Below are 17,702 nucleotides of genomic sequence, written 5' to 3'. Positions count from 1 at the left end.
CTGCCGCAAAATTTATAGAATATTATTTTAAAAACCGTAGTCGGGCTATTAACTGCAGAAATATAAAAACTTATTTATTTAGATGTTTTTAATGGAATAAATGGTGCAGGTTTTGTAAATAGATTTAATTATTAAACCCTTAATTAAATGGTAACCCGTTTAAATCCTTTATTTTATGGCCAAAATGAGTGCGTTTTTAACCTAAAATCAATAAAAATTAACTTTTTTTGAAAATAAAACCATCCATTCATCAAATCATGCAGTAATCATCAAATATCTATTACTATATTTGATGTTAACAAAACTGGGCAATTAAATAACCTTGCCTTTTATAAAATTAAAGATTGATGAACATATTTGTAGGAAGCCTTCCTTTTCAATTAGAGGAAGCCGATTTAAAAGAACTTTTTGAAGCGTACGGTGAAGTAAGCACTGTAAAAATTATTATTGACAGGGAATCTGGTAGAAGCAAAGGTTTCGGATTTGTTGAAATGGCTGACGATGAAGCTGCACAAACAGCTATCACTGCCTTAAATGGATCAGATGTTAAAGGCAGGTCAATTGCTGTTAGCCAGGCTGAAGATAAAAAACCAAGTGATCGCAGAAGCGGCGGTGGTGGCGGTTATGGTGGCAATCGCGGCGGCGGTGGCGGCTATGGCGGCGGCGGTAACCGTGGCGGCGGTGGCGGTGGCTACTCAAAAGATAACAGAGGCGGCGGCGGCGGTAGCCGTTGGTAAATTATAATTAAAGTAAAACGCCGGGTAGTTTTACCTGGCGCTTTACTTTAAATAATATATCGGCTTGCGCGTTTTTTTGGAAATAATTTAGTGGGTTTTATACCTGCTGTGTGGTTATTTTATCCAAAATGCTGTTTACTTGCCCTATTTTTGCTGTTTTGGAAGGCTGCGGTAACTTTACCTCAAAAGTGGCGCCATCGCCCTGCGTTGATATAATATTAAACGTTCCTTTAAGGCTTTCTACCAGGTGCTTCACTAGGGCCAGGCCAAAACCATAGCCGTTTTCGCCGCTTGTGCCATTGCTTGATGTGGCATTGCCCTGTAGTATAGTTGCAATTACATTGGCATTCACACCCACTCCCRAATCTTTTACTTTTATCTGCAGTACGTTCGCGTCTTCATCTTCTACAAGGTTCAAATCAACGGTTACAGTACCATGGTCAGGCGTGAACTTTATAGCGTTAGAAATCAGGTTGCCAGTTATCTGCAGTAATTTGTTTTTCGAAAAAGGAATAGTTTCCGACTCAGACGAAGTGTTTACCGTAAAACTGATATGTTTGTTCATGGCCTGGGGCACATAAAGTTTTTCCAGCTTATCTTTAAATACCAGCAGGTTAAATTCATTGCCTTTTAATTCGGGCAGGCTTTTATCCTTTTTATCGGCACTCAATATCTCATCGGCAAGTTCCAGTATTGATCTTCCGCTTTTATGAATCAGGTTCATAAACTCCATGATCTCCTCTATCTGGTTATCTTCACCCTGTTCCTGTATTAATTTGGCCAGTCCTATAATTCCGCTTAATGGTCCGCGGATGTCGTGGGCTACTTTCTTTTGTGTTTGCCGGGCTTCTGATAAATTGCTTTTTAGGTCGTTAATAACCTTCATATAGTTAAACCTGTTCACAATTTCGCCGGCAATTATTTTTAATAGTTCTATCTTCTCCGGGTTGAGTGTTTTTGCGGCGTGCTGATCAACTACACAAAGTGCCCCGATATTATGGTTGTTTACGTTTAGTGGGATACCATAATAATAACGCAGGTGTGGCCCACCGGTAACGTAAGGCCTGTCTTTAAAGCGTTCGTCGGCACTTAGGTCTGCCACCTCCATGTTTTCATTTCCCATAAGCAGGTACTGGCAAACCGATTCCTCGCGGGGCATTTGCTCAAGCTCCATGTTGTGGGTTGATATTGTCCATTGGGTATAAGAGTCTATCAGGTTTACCAGCGACATTTCTGTACCGGCAACCTTGGCTGCCAGTTTGGTGAGGTCTTTAAAATTATCCTGTTGCGCGGAGTAATCCAAATCAAATTCCGACAGGCTCATTAGCCTGTCCATTTCGTTTTCGGGGATTGGGGGAGTTAGCATATAATTAATTGGTTATGTGTTTATACGGCATTGGGGGTTTTAAGGTTATGTAAGCCAGGAACATGCCATCTGTAAAACATTTATGACCTACTAATGCTTTTTACCAAAAATGCTTAACTTGACAATTCCAAAAAGCCAATTATTATGGAAAGCAAAAAACCTTGTACCGCGCCCGATGAGGGGCAGGATGTAAAGGACAGTTCGCGAAGGAATTTTCTGAAACAATCTACCCTGCTTACCGCGATTGCCCTTACCCCCGGAACAGCTATTAAAGCAGCAGCCGATCATGTGGACGAGCAGTTTGCCGCAGTTTTTGAAAAAATGCCCTTGAAAATGGAGGTAAACGGAAAGCTGCAAAGTTTATCTGTTGAACCAAGATCAACCCTGCTTGATATTTTACGTGAGCAGCTTGACCTTACCGGTACCAAAAAAGGCTGCGATCATGGCCAGTGCGGCGCATGCACCGTTCATGTGGATGGACACAGGGTAAATTCATGCTTAACATTAGGCATAATGATGAACGGTAAAAAGATCACCACTATTGAAGGGCTTGCCAAGGGCGATCAGCTGCACCCCATGCAGGAAGCTTTTATAAAGCACGATGGTTTTCAATGCGGGTACTGCACACCCGGGCAAATCATGTCGGCTGTAGCATGCATCCGCGAGGGGCATGCCAATTCGGAACATGAAACACGGGAATACATGAGCGGCAATATTTGTCGTTGCGGCGCTTATCCTAACATAGTAAATGCCATACAGGAAGTGAAAGATGGGGGGATGAAAGTATGAAACAGTTTCAATACATTCGCCCGGCCACACAACAAGGAGTGTTGGACGTTATCAGCAAACCCGGCACAAAGATCATAGCAGGCGGGACTAATTTAGTCGACCTGATGAAACGGGGTGTTACCGCTCCTGATAAACTGGTGGATATTAATCATTTGCCCTTAAAAGGTATAGCAGCTACAAAAACAGCATTACATATAGGTGCCCTGGCACTCAACAGTGTTGTATCAGAAAATGGCCTGGTAACCGAAAAACATCCACTTTTGGCCATGGCGCTTAAAGCAGGGGCGTCGCCGCAGCTGCGCAATATGGCAACTGTGGGTGGTAATATGATGCAACGTACCCGTTGCGGTTACTTTTATGATGTAACTATGCCCTGCAATAAGCGCACACCTGGCACAGGATGCGGCGCTATGGAAGGCATTAACCGGATGCATGCCATTTTTGGCGGCAGCCAGCAATGTATAGCAGTGCATCCAAGTGATATGTGTGTTGCCCTTGCCGCGCTTGATGCGACCGTGATAATTACCGGTAAAAAAGGGGAACGCCGTTTGCCATTTACCGAATTTCACCGCCTGCCGGGAGATAATCCCGAACTGGATAATCATTTGGGTAAAGATGAATTGATTACGGGTATAGAGATCCCCGATAACAATTTCGCCAAAAATAGTTACTACTTAAAAATACGCGACAGGCAATCATACGCCTTTGCATTGGTTTCGGTAGCTGCCGCCCTTGATATCGAAAATGGCGTTATTAAAGATGCCCGTTTAGCTATGGGCGGTGTTGCCCACAAACCGTGGCGCTTGTTTGACGCCGAAAAATCACTTATAGGCAAAAAAGCAACCGAAGAAAACTTTGAGCAGGCGGCGCAGTTAGCTATGCAAGGGGCCAAAGGTTATGGCAACAATTCGTTTAAATTAAAACTTGCCCCGGCTACCATTACCGAGGCTTTAAAACACGCAGCAGGCTTAGTTTAACATCCTATGAAAAAAGCGATCAACTCAACTATGCCATCATCAGCAGAAGGCATGAGCCGGATAGACGGGCGGTTAAAAGTAACCGGCGCGGCTAAATACTCGGCAGAATATACGCCGGCAGGTTTAACTTACGGGGTTTTGGTGGGTAGCACCATCACCAAGGGCTCTATAACTTCAATTGATATCAAGGCCGCCGGGAATGCGCCGGGAGTGCTTGCCGTAATTACCCATTTAAATGCGCCAAAGGTACTCGGCGATCAGCCGGAAAGTGGCAAGCCTGCCCATCCCAAAGGTGCATTTAAGGTTTTTTATGACGATAAGATCTATTTCAATGGTCAACCCATCGCCCTGGTTATTGCCGATACTTTTGAACGCGCTTTGTTTGGCGCGGGATTAGTAAAAGCACAATATAATGTTGATAAGCATAGCACAAACCTGCCCGACAATATGAGTAAAGGTTTCGCGGCGCATGGTGATGGCACCTATAAACGCGGCACAGAAGATGCCTGGAAATCGGCGCCGTTTAAGCTGGAGCAGGAATATATTGTACCTACAGTTACCCACAACCCAATGGAGCTGCATGCCATTATAGCCAGCTGGGATGCCGATAATAAACTATCTGTTTGGGATAAAACACAGGGAGTTAAAGGAACCCAGGAGGATATGGCCCGTTTGTTTAAGATCCCGGTTGAAAACGTAAAGGTACACTCGCCATTTGTGGGTGGCGCATTTGGCAGTGCCCTGCGTACCTGGCCGCACGAGGTTGCTGCAGTAATAGGTTCAAAAGTGGTAAAAAAACCGGTTAAATTGGTTTTAAGCCGGGCAGATATGTTTACTTCGGTAGGGTACCGGCCATTTACCTGGCAAAAAATAGGTATCGGCGCTACTGCCGATGGTAAGCTGACAGGCATTACCCATGAGGCGGCAGGGCAAACATCATCCTACGAAAACTTTACGGAAGGATCTGTGCGGGTGAGCCAGAATTTATATGACTGTCCCAACGTGAATACTAAGTATCATTTAGTATCCCTGGATATTGCCACCCCAACCTGGATGCGCGGACCCGGCGAGGCTACAGGTTCTTTTGCGCTGGAATCGGCGCTGGATGAGCTATCTTATAGCTTAAAGATTGACCCGGTTGAGTTACGCCTGCGCAACTATGCCGAAAAAGACCCGGAAAGCGGCAAGCCATTCTCCAGCAAGTTCCTGAATGAAGCCTACCGGTTAGGTGCTGACCATATTGGATGGAGCGAGCGTAAACAGGAGCCTGCGTCTGTTAAAAAAGATGGCTGGTATGTTGGTTACGGTATGGCAGGCGGCATGTTTGGGGCCTATCGGGATGGAGCCACCATTAAGGCAAAAATGAATGCTGATGGTATTTTGCTGTTGCAGAGCGCCGTTACCGATATTGGGCCCGGAACAGGAACGGCCATGGTTTTGATAGCAGCCGAACAAATGGGCATACCGGCCGAAAAGATCCGGTTTGAGTTGGGAGATTCATCGCTGCCAAATGCGCCAACCCAGGGTGGTTCGGCGACTACGGCAAGCGTTGGATCTGCTGTGTACCAGGCCTGTGCCGATCTGAAAGAGAAATTCCAAAAACTTATTGGCAACGGCGGTACCGATAACCCGGATTATGCTAAAATATTGAAAGAACACAACCTGCCTTCGCTTGAAGTTGTTACAATAACAGGCGGCGGTAGCGGCCGGGAAAAATACGCCATGAGCTCATGGTCAGTTCATTTTGTAAAGGTTTTGGTAAACCCGGCAACCGGCGTGGTTAAAATTGATAAAGTAGCATCTGTGGCCGATTCGGGCCATATTATCAGCCCAAAAACAGCTCGCAGCCAGGTAGTGGGTGGCGCTATCGGGGGCATTGGTATGGCTTTGATGGAAGAGTCGGTTATCGATCATCGCTATGGCCGTTATATTAACAATAACTTTGCTGATTATCATGTGCCTGTAAATGCCGATATTCCCCAGATTGATGCCCTGTTTGTTAATAAACCCGACCCGGTCATTAACCCAATGGGTGCAAAAGGTATGGCCGAGATAGCCCTTATTGGCATGGCCGCTGCAGTAGCCAACGCGGTTTACAATGCCAGTGGTAAACGGGTAAGGGATTTGCCTATTACACCCGATAAGGTGATGGCATGAAGCTCTGTTATTGCGAGAGATGACGTTATTTTGTGCAATAGAAGTCCCATAGAAACTTACCTTTTTAAATTAAAGGTAAGTTTTGTTCTTGAAGCAGCTTCAGCATGATAAGAGCTTAAAAATCTGCACATCCGAAATTTGAGATCTGCACATCTACAATTTCCTCGCCGCCACACCTTCATTGGTGATCTTAACGGGCCGTATCATTCCGTCCTTATCAAAATACATTTTATCAATGCACATTACGCGGTGGTTTGCATCAGTTTCTGTTAAGGGCCTGCGGTGGTAAACTATGTACCATTCATCAGTACCCGGTACGTTGATCACCGAATGGTGACCTGCTCCTGTTGCAATACGGGCATCTTGTTTTAGCACCGTGGCTATACGTTTAAACGGACCGAAAGGCGTATCGCCTACGGCATATGCAACGCGGTAATCCGGACCTGTCCAGCCGCCTTCGCTCCACATAAAGTAGTATTTGCCTTTGCGTTTGAACATCACCGGGCCTTCAACATAGCCTTCGGGAGTTATTTTTTTATAGGTTACGCCATCCTCAAACGGAACAACGCCCGTGAAATCATTTTTTAGTTTAACAATATTACACTGACCCCATCCACCGTATATCATGTAATATTGGCCGTTATCATCCCTAAAAACAAACTGGTCAATTGGCTGCGCTTTGTTGATGATCTGGTCTATCAGCGGCTTGCCTAAATAATCTTTGAACGGACCGGCAGGGTTATCGCTTACGGCAACTCCTATGCCGCCTTTTTCGTTATTGTTCTGGATATCGTTGGCGCCGAAGAAAATATAATATTTGCCATCCTTTTCGGTAACAGCAGGGGCCCATAAAGCTCGGCGAACCCATTTTACACCGCTGGTATCAACAATGTGGGGGTGTTTGGTCCAATGCACCAGGTCGGGCGATGAAAAGGCATCCATGTATACCTGCTCATCATATTTGGCCGAATAGGTGGGGTACAACCAGTATTGGCTATCAAAAATTTTAGCTTCGGGGTCGGCATACCAGCCTTCAACAACCGGGTTGCCCGATGTTTTCTTGTCCTGCGCAAACGCATAATGAGCAGGTGCAGCCATTGCCACACCCAGTATCATGTTTAAAAGCACCTTTTTATACATGCTCATAAGCTGTATTTAACTGTTTTTTTTCGGCTTGTTTTTGTTCCAGCGCCTGTTGGGCCTTTGTGGGTTCCTTTTGTCGTCTCCGTGAGCGGCCTGCGGAGCTTGCTGTATTGAGGCCAGTTCATCAGGCAAACCAACCACACGGATAGGTCGCTCTATCAGGTGCTCTATATTTTTAAGCTTGCGCTCATCGCGATGGTTTACAAAGGTGATGGCGGTACCGGTTGTAGCAGCACGGGCCGTACGACCAATACGGTGAATATAATCTTCCGGATCGCCGGGCACATCGTAGTTAATCACCAGGTCGATACCCTCCACATCAATACCGCGCGAAAGTGCATCGGTACCAATAATAACCGGCAGTTGTTTGTTTTTAAATTTCAGCAGGATCTCTTCACGCTCCTTCTGCTCCAGGTCGGAGTGGAAGGCCATGGCGTCGATCTTGATGGCTTTCAATTCTTTGTATAATGATTTTACGATCTCCTTACGGGAGGCGAAAATAATGGTGCTTGCATAGGCAGAATCGCGCAGGATAAGCTGCAGTAAAGGCGTTTTTTGCTGATCATGCAGGCGATAGATTTGCTGATCGATGCCAACGGCGGGCTGCGAAATAGCAATATTGATCTGTTGGGGCTCTTTCAGGATAGCCTTAGCCAATGAGCGGATCCGCCCCGGCATGGTGGCCGAAAACAAAAGCGTTTGCCTGGTTTTTGGCAGGTAGCTGATGATCTTCATGATATCGTCAGAGAAACCCATATCCAGCATGCGGTCGGCCTCATCTAAAATCAAATGCGTTAAGTGGTTAAGCTTTAATACACCCGATGTAAGGTGCGCAATTAAGCGACCGGGGGTAGCTATAATAATGTTTACATTATTCTGGATGCCACGGCGCTGCTGCTCGTAAGCCATACCATCACCGCCACCAAAAACCGCTAAAGAGCTAACACCGGTAAAATAGGCCAGGCCTTCAACCTGCTGGTCAATTTGCTGGGCCAGTTCGCGGGTTGGCGCCAAAATGAGGGCGCTGGTTTGGTGTTTAGCAGTACCGGTAATATGATTAAGTATCGGCAGTAAGTATGCGCCTGTTTTACCTGTACCGGTTTGGGCGCAGGCAATAAGGTCTTGTCCGGCTAAAACAACCGGGATGGCCATTTCCTGTATCGGGGTAGGGGTGGTAAAACCCATACTCTCTATGCCTTCGAATAATTGTTCGTTGAAGTTAAAATCCTGAAAAGTCACTGTTTCTTATAAGTAAATTATGCAAGATATAAAAATTTAATGGGATAAGGGGTATTTACACAGCAGGACAGGGAAATCGCTTAAAAGGTCAAACCAGAAAAATCTGTTAAATGAAACTGTTTGGCACAGAAACTTTCACCACAGCGATGGGTTTCAAACCCATCGCTGTGGTGAAAGTTAACTTGTTTTTTACAATGTATTCTTACTCAGGAGTGTATATACTCCCTCAACTGCTCAATAGTTTCCTGCTGACTTAGGATTGTTTCCTTTACCAGGTCGTTACTGGAAATGATGCCGCAGAGTTTATCGTTTATAAAAACAGGCAGGTAACGAATATTGCTTTCGCTCATGATGTGCATGCAGGTATCTATGGAGTTTTCGGGCAGTATGCGTGGCAGGCCGGTGCTCATGATCTCGCGTACCAGGGTTTCGTGCGATGATTTTCCTTTCAGGATCACCTTACGGGCGTAATCGCGTTCGGTTAGCAAACCGAGGTATTCATCATCTTGGGTTACAACTACAGAACCGATGTGTTTTTGGGCCATTAACTCTAAGGCTTCTAAAACAGATGCATCTGCATCAATACTAATAGCACCGCCACCCTTACGGGCCAGAATGTTTGAAACTGTTATCATGATACAAAGGTTATAATGAGGGAATTGGCTTTAACCAAATATAATAAAACAGAATTAAACCCTAATGTTTTTATTCATTATAAAATATCAACAATGCGGCAGGCTGGTATTGGGTTACTCCAGGTATTTGTACCGGTTTATCCAGGCCGGAACAGACCAATGATAGTGATAACTGTCGCCAATTAGCTGCCAACTGTAATCCTACTGTAAAACCTCGGCAGCAATGTGTTTTAATCTGGTTAAACACGCCCTTTTTCCTCAAGGTTTACGTTAAACTGACAGTGGTCCGGTTACACAAAAACGATTAATATTTAATATTGCGGCATCAAATTTAACAGTGCAGCATATTGCATTGTTAAGTATTTTTTATCTTAATTCTACTTCTATATATACAAATAACACCTACTAAATTGGCTACTTTTTTACCTTTTAAGGCATCATTTAAAAATACTGCCTTACTATTTCAACATACCTTTAATCCAGCTTTAAAATTGGTTTGCTGCATGGCATTGCTGATTTTACAGGGCAGTTTTGCAGCAAATGCTGATACTTTGAACATTGATACCAACAAATCCGACTCGGTCCGCTTAACTCAGCATATTATTAATCATGCATTTGATAATATTTTTGAGGAAAACATGAGGCTTTCGATGGCCGGGAACGATTATTTCAACAAAGTAAAAACTCAGCTTACCACCGATCTGTCGCCCAATTTTATCCTGTTCAGTACCCCAAAATCACGTTTCTTTTTTGTGTTTAGCTCAAGGGTAAAAATTCGCCTGCTGAATAGCCGGGGAGCGCCGGTAAAATCGCCAAGCTATATGCCAAACGGGACCGTGTTTTACCGGCTTAATGAGGATACTTTTAAGCCGAAGTTTTTGTCGTTGGCTTATTCGCATCATTCAAACGGTGCCCGGGGGCCATCATTAAATAAAGATGGCAGCTTTAACGTTGATAGCGGTAAATTTACTACTAACTTTTACACGCTTACCTATTTTACCGGCAAACGGGTTGATAAACCCGGCCTTACCATTAACCGCTATGATAACATAGGCCTTGAAGTACATTCGGGGCTGTTTAACCTTGGCCTTTCAGAAAATTTAAAAAACCATTATGGGTTTATCCGCATTAATGGCAGTCGCATGTATAATATTGTGAAAGCTTATGACGATCCCCTGGAGCAGGAAAGAACTACCTACCAAAACTGGCAACGCATCCAGTTTGATTTTACCTACATTGCTGATAAGTACGATAATTACTCGGCTATCGATATCAAAAAAAGGTTAAACGTAAGCCTTAAATATTATTACTCATTCCCCTTTATGCAGGGTACGGCTTTTATGCTTGGCGGCGGCTACCGCGGCCAGGACGATTATAACCAAAGTTTCCAGGATAGCTATGGCTATGTTACCGTTGGTATAGCGGCCGGTTTATCTTTTGGTTTCCATAAGCATGCCAGGGATTAAGTTCTAAGTCTGGAGTCCGAAGTCGTAAGTCTAAAGTCAGAATTATTCCGGACTTATGACGTTAAACTTACAGTTAATTTGTATATCCATATTTTTACAAAGCCAATCGCGCTTGTTTGTAATTTATTTTTCCGATAATCGTTTTAGCATTAACAAAAAGCAGATATATTTAACCAACCTAAAGGTATATCTCCATTAATTATAAAACAAAACCGATGAAAAAAATCTTACTGAGCCTGATGGCTATCCCTGCCCTGCATTTTGCTGTATTGGCCCAAACCAAGCCATTGTTTGATGGTAAAACAACCACCGGCTGGCATACTTATTTAAAAACGGGCGCCGGCGCATGGAAAGTTGTAGACGGCGCTTTACAGCTTGACCCTAAAGCTGAACAACAGGGCGACCTGGTTACCGATGCTGAATATGAAAACTATGAGCTAACCCTGGAGTGGAATATCACCAAGGAAGGTAACAGCGGAATTATTTTTGGCGTTCATGAAGATCCTAAATTTAGCGAGACTTATGTTACCGGTGTTGAAATGCAGGTGCTTGATAATAAAGATGCCAGCGACAATAAAAAAGCCAACCATCTTGCCGGTTCGTTGTATGATATGAAAGCCCCCTCAAAGGATGTTGCAAAACCTGCCGGCGAATGGAATAAAGTTAAGCTGCGTAAAAAAGACGGTCACCTTACTTTTTGGCTAAACGGGACCAAAATAGTTGAAACCCAGATAGGCAGCGATGAGTGGAAACAACTTATTGCCAACAGCAAATTTAAAACCTGGACAGATTTTGCCGCATACCCTAAAGGCCATATCGCTTTGCAGGATCATGGGCATGTGATATCATTCCGAGATATATCAATTAAGCAATTATAAAATTTTTAACATAGAATAGATATACTTTACGCATAGCGTTCAATATATTTATACCAATAATTCCATTCAATGAATGCATGTATAAACCGTGCATTTTTCCTGTATTACACAAAGGATATTTTTGAGATAATATGAACGATCTACAAATTAAAAAGTCATCGGAAACCTACGATGTGGTAATTGTTGGTTCGGGTGCCGGCGGGGGCATGGCCGGTTATGTTTTGGCCAACGCCGGTATTAAGGTGCTGATGCTTGAGGCGGGCGCCTACTTCGATCCGCAGAAGGATTCACAACAATTGAAATGGCCCTGGGAATCGCCGCGCCGCGGTGCGGGTACAACCCGTCCGTTTGGCGATTTTGATGCTGCTTATGGCGGCTGGCAAATTGATGGCGAGCCATACACCACAAAAGATAAAACCGAGTTTTACTGGTTCCGTTCGCGGATGCTGGGCGGACGTACCAATCACTGGGGGCGGATTTCGTTGCGTATGGGCCCGCGCGATTTCCAGGCCAAAGATGGCCTTACCGACGATTGGCCAATAACCTATGATGACGTAAAGCCTTATTATGATAAGGTTGACCGCATGATTGGTATTTATGGAACCAAAGAAGGCTTGGAGAACGAACCGGATGGTATTTACCTGCCACCGCCCAAACCAAGGCTTAACGAGCTGTATATTGTAAAGGGTGCTAAAAAGGCTGGGGTAACTATTATCCCGGGTCGAGGTTCGGTTTTAACAGAGGCCTTACCGGGGAATAAAGACCGTGGCGCATGTTTTTTCTGCGGGCAATGCGGCCGTAGCTGTAAGGTTTACGGCGATTTTTCGGCCTCATCATGCCTGGTTATTCCGGCTGTAAAAACCGGGAATTTAAAAGTGATCACCAATGCCATGGTACGCGAAGTGATCACCAATAAAGAGGGATTGGCTACCGGTGTATCCTATGTAAACAGGGAGGACCTGCAGGAGTACCAGGTAAATGCCAAAACGGTTATTCTTGGTGCAAGCGCGGGTGAATCGGCCAGGATCCTGCTCAACTCAAAATCAGCAGAACATCCGGGTGGCCTGGCCAATAGCAGTGGTGTTGTGGGGCGTTACCTGCATGATTCAACCGGCTCAAGCGCCGGAGGTTTCCTGCCACAGTTAATGGATCGTAAACGATATAATGAGGATGGCGTAGGCAGTGTTCATATTTACTCGCCATGGTGGCTTGATAATAAAAAACTGGATTTTCCGCGTGGTTATCATATTGAATATGGTGGTGGCATGCACATGCCATCATATGGCTTTGGCAGCGGCATTCACAATATGAACGGGGCTGTACCTGGCCGCGATGGTAAAATGAAAGAAGCCGGTGGTTACGGGGCATCATTAAAAGACGATTACCGCCGTTTTTACGGTACCCAGTTTGGTATGGCGGGCCGTGGTACTGCTATAGCACGTTATGATAACTATTGTGAAATAGACCCTAATGTGGTTGATAAATATGGGATCCCGGTATTGCGCTTCCATTACAAATGGGCCGATGATGAGATTAAGCAAGCTAAGCACATGCAGGAAACCTTCCAGGAAATTATGCACAATATGGGTGGCGCCATTTATGGTGGTCCGCAAGGCCCCGAAACTAATTACGGTTTAGAAGCTCCCGGCAAGATCATCCACGAAGTGGGTACCATACGCATGGGTAACGATCCTAAAAAATCGGCCTTGAATAAATGGTGCCAGGCGCATGATTGTAAAAACCTTTTTGTGGTTGATGCCGCGCCGTTTGTACAACAGGGCGATAAAAACGCTACCTGGACCATCCTGGCTATGTCTATGCGTACCGCGGAATATATATTACAGCAAAGAAAAGCACTAAACGTTTAACAAGCAAATCCATAAAATATCATGAACAGACGTGACTCCCTTAAAGCATTAGGCTTTACCACACTTTCGGCAGGATTATTACTGGAAGCCTGTAAACCCGGTACCCCCAAAACAGAAGAAGCAGCCCCGGCAGCGGCCGAAGCAGAAGCCGGACGCCAGCCCTACGAGCTTGAACGCGATAAAAAGCTGCATGCCGACAAGTTTTTCACTGCGGCAGAAATGGCAACTATTACGGTGCTGGGCGATATTATTATCCCTAAAGACGCAAAATCGGGCAGCGCATCTGATGCCAAAGTGCCAGATTTTATCGAGTTTATTGTGAAGGATATCCCGGATCATCAAACCCCCATGCGCGGCGGCCTGCGCTGGCTTGATCTGCAATGCCTTAACCGCTATGGTAAGGTTTTTACCGATTGCAGCAAAGCCCAGCAAATTGAGCTGGTAGATATGATAGCCTACCCCAATAAAGCCAAACCCGAAATGGCTCAGGGTGTAGCATTTTTTAACCGCATGCGCGATTTAACCGCATCGGGTTTTTATACCACAAAAATGGGTATTGACGATGTTGGTTTTGTTGGTAACAACATTAATAAATGGACAGGCGTACCTGACGATATATTAAAGCATTACAATATGCAGGATGTAAAAGCCGGTGTTTAAATACTAACAAAAAAGGCCGTCTCATAAGTGATTATGAGGCGTTTTTTTTTTGGGTTAGTTTGTCTCCGGCTACCCAGGGAAATCGCTTTTAAATATCTATAATATTTTTTGGCTAAAGCCCTAACTCATTTCTTTCAATTTAACCGTTGGCTGAAGCCCAACGGCAATGATTTAAGGACTGATCCCGTTTAAGGTAGCTTAAAAGTTCATTGCCGTCCCCATTTATGGGACGGTAGCGAAGGAATAAAAAGCGGCTAGTGCGGCAATTATACTAACCAGAAATAAACCTAATTATCACCTAAATGCTTAAAACACGTGTATTTTGCCTTTCGCTTTGTTTTATCTTAATAGCGGGTGCTAAAGTGTGGGCCCAGGCATTACCTGATCCGGTTGTTAAAAAAATCAATTCTATTTTTGAATACTGGAACAAAACTCAAAGTCCCGGTTGTGTAGTAGGCATTGTCAGAAACGACACGCTTGTTTTCTCTAAAGGATATGGTATGGCAAATTTGGAATATGCTATACCCAACTCACCAGAAACTGTATATCATCTGGCATCAGTGTCTAAACAATTCACGGCCTATGCTATTGTTTTGCTGGCACAACAAGGTAAGCTTAACCTGGACGACGATATCCGTAAATATCTGCTGTGGTTCCCAAATCTCGGGCAAAAAATAACTGTCCGTAACCTGCTAAATCATACAAGCGGAATAAGGGACCAGTGGCAACTGCTGGGCATTTCGGGAACCAGGATTGATGATGTGATCACCCAGGAACATATCATTAAAATTTTAAGTAAGCAGCAGGCGCTTAATTTTAACCCCGGCGACAAATTCATTTACTCCAACAGTGGATACACCTTACTGGCAGAAATTGTGAAAGCAATATCTGGCCAGTCACTAAGAAAATTTACAGACTCGGCGATATTTAAACCTTTGGGAATGGCCAGTACTCATTTTCATGATGATTATACCGAGATAGAAAAGAACAGAGTATACGCTTACGACAGAAAAGACAATACCAGTTTTAGCAATAATATTTTAAGCTACTCTACCGTAGGCCCCACCAGTCTTTTTTCTACTATTAATGACCTGGCCAAATGGGTTATGAATTTTTACGATACCAGGGCAGGCAATCAACAATCCATATTACAGCTTACCCAAAAAACCAAACTAAATGATGGAACTGTACTGGATTATGCTGCAGGAATTATTTCTGCAAATTATAAAGGGTGGAAACAATACCAGCACGATGGGGCAGATGCCGGTTACCGTACCTATATTACCGTTTTCCCCGAACTGAAAACAGGTATTATTGTTTTGAGTAATTTGAGTGAAATATATGCCCGGGAAAAAGCCGGCCAAATTGCAGATCTTTTGATTTCGGAAAAAACAGCCGTACCAAAGGCGGAAGAAAAGAAGAGGGATGTCAAAATACCTGTTGCGGAGCTGCCTTTTGTAGAAAAACAACAAGGGGACTATTTTAGTAACGAGGTGAACATGACAATGAGTTTAACACTTAAAAATGATAGTCTGTATCAACGTATGGGAACAAATACGAGTGATTACCTGCTGACAAGAGAATCGAAAAACACCTATTCTATTTTTTATGTTCCCGGTATTAAATTCAACTTCAACCAACAACCCGGAGATTACGATTTGACCATGAATACGCCGGGCGATGCGTACCGTTTTACCAGATTGCCAAACAAAATGCAAGCTGACGATAAAAGTTTGCTGGCCTACACCGGTATTTATTATAGCCCCGAATTAGATTGTACTTATAAAATAATATTAAAAGACCACCAGCTTTATTTAACCAATAACAAATATAACGACACGAAGCTGACGCTATTTGGAGCAGACCATTTGCTTAATGACACCTGGTATATGAAACACCTTTTAGTCACCCGGAATAAAGCAAAACAAATTACAGGTTTTGAGGTGGATAGCTGGCGGGTGATGCATTTGAAGTTTGTTAAAATTAAAGCACCATGATTACTATGTAGTCGAAAGCTCCTTTACACAGTTTAAGTACCTGCCTTTTTTGTTTACAGCGTTCAATATCGCACGACACCGTCCATATACGAACATATTTATAATGGGAATCTGTGTAATTGATTGATTGTTAATTGGTTAAATATTGGCTTTGTATTTGAAGCAGGAATAATTATACACCTATAATTAATCACTCATATGAAGACTTTACGTTTATTTTTTGTGTTAATGGCATTGGCTTTAAGCCAGGCATGTGTTTATGGGCAGGATGATATCAATGATAAAATCAAGCAGGTTGAATCTAATTTAATCAGCCCCATACAATTCAAAGATGAAACACCAAAAACATTACAGGAACGCATGGCTTATTACAAAGTACACGGATTAAGCCTGGCCGTGATTCAAAACTATCACGTACTTTGGGCAAAGGGCTACGGATTGGCCGACGATAGTTTAAAAATACCTGTTACCCCGCAAACACTTTTTCAGGCCGCTTCCATCAGTAAATCTATCAATGCCGTAGGCGTTCTGAAACTGGTTCAGGAAAAGAAAATAGACTTATATGCAGATATTAATACCTATTTAAAAAGCTGGAAATTTCCTTATGATAGCCTTGCTAAAGGTAAAAAAATAAATATCGCAAACCTGTTAAGCCACACAGGCGGACTAACGGTTCATGGTTTTGGAGGATATGAACAAGGCCAGCCATTGCCATCAGTTGTTCAGATATTAAATGGACAAAAACCGGCAAATTCCGACCCGATTCGTTCAATGTATGAACCTGGTTTAAGGTCGGAATATTCTGGCGGAGGTATTACCATTTCTCAAATGATAGTTATGGATGTTACCAACCAGCCATATGCAGATTATATGAAAAAAAATGTACTGCAGCCTTTGGGCATGACCTCCAGTACCTATACACAACCCCCGACTGGTGCAAAGCCCTCTTTGTTATCTACAGGGTATGATACAAATGGAAAAGCAATTCCCGGTAAATACCATGTTTATCCCGAGCAGGCCGCTGCCGGTTTGTGGACAAATCCAACAGATTTGGCTAAGTATATTATTGAAACACAATTGGCTTACGAGGGTAAGTCGGCCAGGGTATTGGATCAGCAAACTACAAAGCTCAGGTTAACTCCCTTCCAAAACGCCAATGCGGCTTTGGGCGTATTTATTGCAACCACTAATGTAGATAGTACAAAATACTTTCAGCATGGGGGTGCAAATGAGGGTTTCAGGTGCCAGTATTACGGAAGCCTTAAGGATGGTAATGGCATTGTTGTTATGGTTAACTCGGATAACAGTGAAATTATGCAGGAGGTGGTTAATAGCGTAGCCAAGGTTTACAACTTTAAAGGCCTGCTTTTAAATACCGTAAAAACATTGGTTAAGGTTAGTGATTCGGACCTGGAGAGTTATACAGGCCAATACGCGCTTAAACCCGACTTTATAATAACGTTAAGCAGGGATGGAAACCAATTGTATGCACAAGCCACAGGTCAGCCTAAATTTCCTATCTATCCCGAAGCGCAGAATAAATTCTTCCCTAAAAGTTTCCTTGCCGATTTAGAAGTAATTAAAGATGCCGCGGGAAAAGTAACGTCGGTTATCCTCTATCAAAACGGGCGTAAGAACGAGGCAAAAAAAATTAAATAAAAGAAGTTATTAAAGCCATATGAAGTTTTCAAAACTTCATATGGCTTGTTTTATTCATCAATCTATTTAGCGTCCGTTATCAGCTTTATCGCCTCATCAGCAGCTTTTATGGAGCCATCATCCTGCAGTTT

At 43.7% G+C, this 17,702-nt stretch carries 14 protein-coding genes; 10 read left to right on the top strand and 4 right to left on the bottom strand.

Annotation, left to right across the window (positions count from 1 at the left end; translation table 11 throughout):
- The first annotated feature begins 347 nt into the window (after nucleotides 1–347).
- On the top strand, nucleotides 348–737 hold the full coding sequence (locus tag AC1DPZ_RS03775; protein ID WP_477401358.1) for an RNA recognition motif domain-containing protein: 390 nt from the start codon (nucleotides 348–350) through the stop codon (nucleotides 735–737).
- A 97-nt stretch (nucleotides 738–834) separates the two neighbouring features.
- Here the strand turns inward: AC1DPZ_RS03775 and AC1DPZ_RS03770 are convergent, their stop codons facing one another.
- Nucleotides 835–2,103, bottom strand: coding sequence for a GAF domain-containing sensor histidine kinase (locus AC1DPZ_RS03770; RefSeq protein WP_477401357.1), 1,269 nt, complete (start codon nucleotides 2,101–2,103; stop codon nucleotides 835–837).
- 144 nt (nucleotides 2,104–2,247) lie between these two features.
- On the opposite strand from AC1DPZ_RS03770, the gene AC1DPZ_RS03765 reads away from it, so the two are divergent.
- From AC1DPZ_RS03765 to AC1DPZ_RS03755, 3 genes are read left to right on the top strand one after another with little or no spacing between them, the layout of a single operon-like run.
- Nucleotides 2,248–2,892, top strand: a complete 645-nt coding sequence (locus tag AC1DPZ_RS03765) for a (2Fe-2S)-binding protein (protein WP_477401356.1) — start codon at nucleotides 2,248–2,250, stop codon at nucleotides 2,890–2,892.
- On the top strand, nucleotides 2,889–3,869 hold the full coding sequence (locus tag AC1DPZ_RS03760) for an FAD binding domain-containing protein (RefSeq protein ID WP_477401354.1): 981 nt from the start codon (nucleotides 2,889–2,891) through the stop codon (nucleotides 3,867–3,869). Before AC1DPZ_RS03765 ends, AC1DPZ_RS03760 begins: the two co-directional genes overlap by 4 nt.
- A 6-nt stretch (nucleotides 3,870–3,875) precedes the next feature.
- A complete protein-coding gene (locus AC1DPZ_RS03755) occupies nucleotides 3,876–6,026 on the top strand; it encodes a xanthine dehydrogenase family protein molybdopterin-binding subunit (protein ID WP_477401352.1) in 2,151 nt (716 codons plus the stop codon).
- A gap of 153 nt (nucleotides 6,027–6,179) precedes the next feature.
- On the opposite strand, the gene AC1DPZ_RS03750 is transcribed toward AC1DPZ_RS03755, so the two are convergent.
- From AC1DPZ_RS03750 to AC1DPZ_RS03740, 3 genes are all read right to left on the bottom strand, one after another.
- A complete protein-coding gene (locus AC1DPZ_RS03750) occupies nucleotides 6,180–7,172 on the bottom strand; it encodes a glycoside hydrolase family 43 protein (RefSeq protein WP_477401350.1) in 993 nt (330 codons plus the stop codon).
- 9 nt (nucleotides 7,173–7,181) lie between these two features.
- A complete protein-coding gene (locus AC1DPZ_RS03745; RefSeq protein WP_477401349.1) occupies nucleotides 7,182–8,408 on the bottom strand; it encodes a DEAD/DEAH box helicase in 1,227 nt (408 codons plus the stop codon).
- Between the two features lie 206 nt (nucleotides 8,409–8,614).
- Complete coding sequence (locus tag AC1DPZ_RS03740; protein ID WP_477401348.1) at nucleotides 8,615–9,043, bottom strand: CBS domain-containing protein; 429 nt, start codon at nucleotides 9,041–9,043, stop codon at nucleotides 8,615–8,617.
- A gap of 503 nt (nucleotides 9,044–9,546) precedes the next feature.
- On the opposite strand from AC1DPZ_RS03740, the gene AC1DPZ_RS03735 reads away from it, so the two are divergent.
- The 6 genes from AC1DPZ_RS03735 (at nucleotide 9,547) to AC1DPZ_RS03710 (ending at nucleotide 17,571) form a co-directional block, all read left to right on the top strand.
- The gene (locus AC1DPZ_RS03735; RefSeq protein ID WP_477401346.1) at nucleotides 9,547–10,509 is read left to right on the top strand and encodes a hypothetical protein; all 963 of its coding nucleotides are present in this window, start codon (nucleotides 9,547–9,549) and stop codon (nucleotides 10,507–10,509) included.
- 215 nt (nucleotides 10,510–10,724) lie between these two features.
- The gene (locus AC1DPZ_RS03730) at nucleotides 10,725–11,387 is read left to right on the top strand and encodes a 3-keto-disaccharide hydrolase (protein ID WP_477401345.1); all 663 of its coding nucleotides are present in this window, start codon (nucleotides 10,725–10,727) and stop codon (nucleotides 11,385–11,387) included.
- A 131-nt stretch (nucleotides 11,388–11,518) separates the two neighbouring features.
- Nucleotides 11,519–13,255 carry a GMC family oxidoreductase gene (locus AC1DPZ_RS03725; protein ID WP_477401343.1) on the top strand — a complete coding sequence of 579 codons (1,737 nt, stop codon included), beginning with the start codon at nucleotides 11,519–11,521 and terminating at the stop codon, nucleotides 13,253–13,255.
- Nucleotides 13,256–13,276: 21 nt separating this feature from the next.
- Nucleotides 13,277–13,915: a gluconate 2-dehydrogenase subunit 3 family protein gene (locus tag AC1DPZ_RS03720; protein WP_477401342.1), complete on the top strand. Its 639-nt coding sequence runs from the start codon at nucleotides 13,277–13,279 to the stop codon at nucleotides 13,913–13,915.
- 302 nt (nucleotides 13,916–14,217) lie between these two features.
- Complete coding sequence (locus tag AC1DPZ_RS03715; RefSeq protein WP_477401341.1) at nucleotides 14,218–15,912, top strand: serine hydrolase domain-containing protein; 1,695 nt, start codon at nucleotides 14,218–14,220, stop codon at nucleotides 15,910–15,912.
- Nucleotides 15,913–16,110: 198 nt separating this feature from the next.
- Nucleotides 16,111–17,571 carry a serine hydrolase gene (locus AC1DPZ_RS03710; RefSeq protein ID WP_477401340.1) on the top strand — a complete coding sequence of 487 codons (1,461 nt, stop codon included), beginning with the start codon at nucleotides 16,111–16,113 and terminating at the stop codon, nucleotides 17,569–17,571.
- Nucleotides 17,572–17,702: the final 131 nt, after the last annotated feature.

Source organism: Mucilaginibacter sp. P4_G9, assembly GCF_056400985.1.
The sequence above is the reverse complement of the archived record's forward strand: the minus strand, read 5'-3'. Positions and strand labels throughout refer to the sequence as shown.

What these genes read in the sequence shown, in the direction of transcription:
- AC1DPZ_RS03775 (WP_477401358.1), top strand. Translation starts at nt 348, where the DNA reads ATGAACATATTTGTAGGAAGCCTTCCTTTTCAATTAGAGGAAGCCGAT.
- AC1DPZ_RS03765 (WP_477401356.1), top strand. Translation starts at nt 2,248, where the DNA reads ATGGAAAGCAAAAAACCTTGTACCGCGCCCGATGAGGGGCAGGATGTA.
- AC1DPZ_RS03760 (WP_477401354.1), top strand. Translation starts at nt 2,889, where the DNA reads ATGAAACAGTTTCAATACATTCGCCCGGCCACACAACAAGGAGTGTTG.
- AC1DPZ_RS03755 (WP_477401352.1), top strand. Translation starts at nt 3,876, where the DNA reads ATGAAAAAAGCGATCAACTCAACTATGCCATCATCAGCAGAAGGCATG.
- AC1DPZ_RS03750 (WP_477401350.1), bottom strand. Translation starts at nt 7,172, where the DNA reads ATGAGCATGTATAAAAAGGTGCTTTTAAACATGATACTGGGTGTGGCA.
- AC1DPZ_RS03740 (WP_477401348.1), bottom strand. Translation starts at nt 9,043, where the DNA reads ATGATAACAGTTTCAAACATTCTGGCCCGTAAGGGTGGCGGTGCTATT.
- AC1DPZ_RS03735 (WP_477401346.1), top strand. Translation starts at nt 9,547, where the DNA reads ATGGCATTGCTGATTTTACAGGGCAGTTTTGCAGCAAATGCTGATACT.
- AC1DPZ_RS03730 (WP_477401345.1), top strand. Translation starts at nt 10,725, where the DNA reads ATGAAAAAAATCTTACTGAGCCTGATGGCTATCCCTGCCCTGCATTTT.
- AC1DPZ_RS03725 (WP_477401343.1), top strand. Translation starts at nt 11,519, where the DNA reads ATGAACGATCTACAAATTAAAAAGTCATCGGAAACCTACGATGTGGTA.
- AC1DPZ_RS03720 (WP_477401342.1), top strand. Translation starts at nt 13,277, where the DNA reads ATGAACAGACGTGACTCCCTTAAAGCATTAGGCTTTACCACACTTTCG.
- AC1DPZ_RS03715 (WP_477401341.1), top strand. Translation starts at nt 14,218, where the DNA reads ATGCTTAAAACACGTGTATTTTGCCTTTCGCTTTGTTTTATCTTAATA.
- AC1DPZ_RS03710 (WP_477401340.1), top strand. Translation starts at nt 16,111, where the DNA reads ATGAAGACTTTACGTTTATTTTTTGTGTTAATGGCATTGGCTTTAAGC.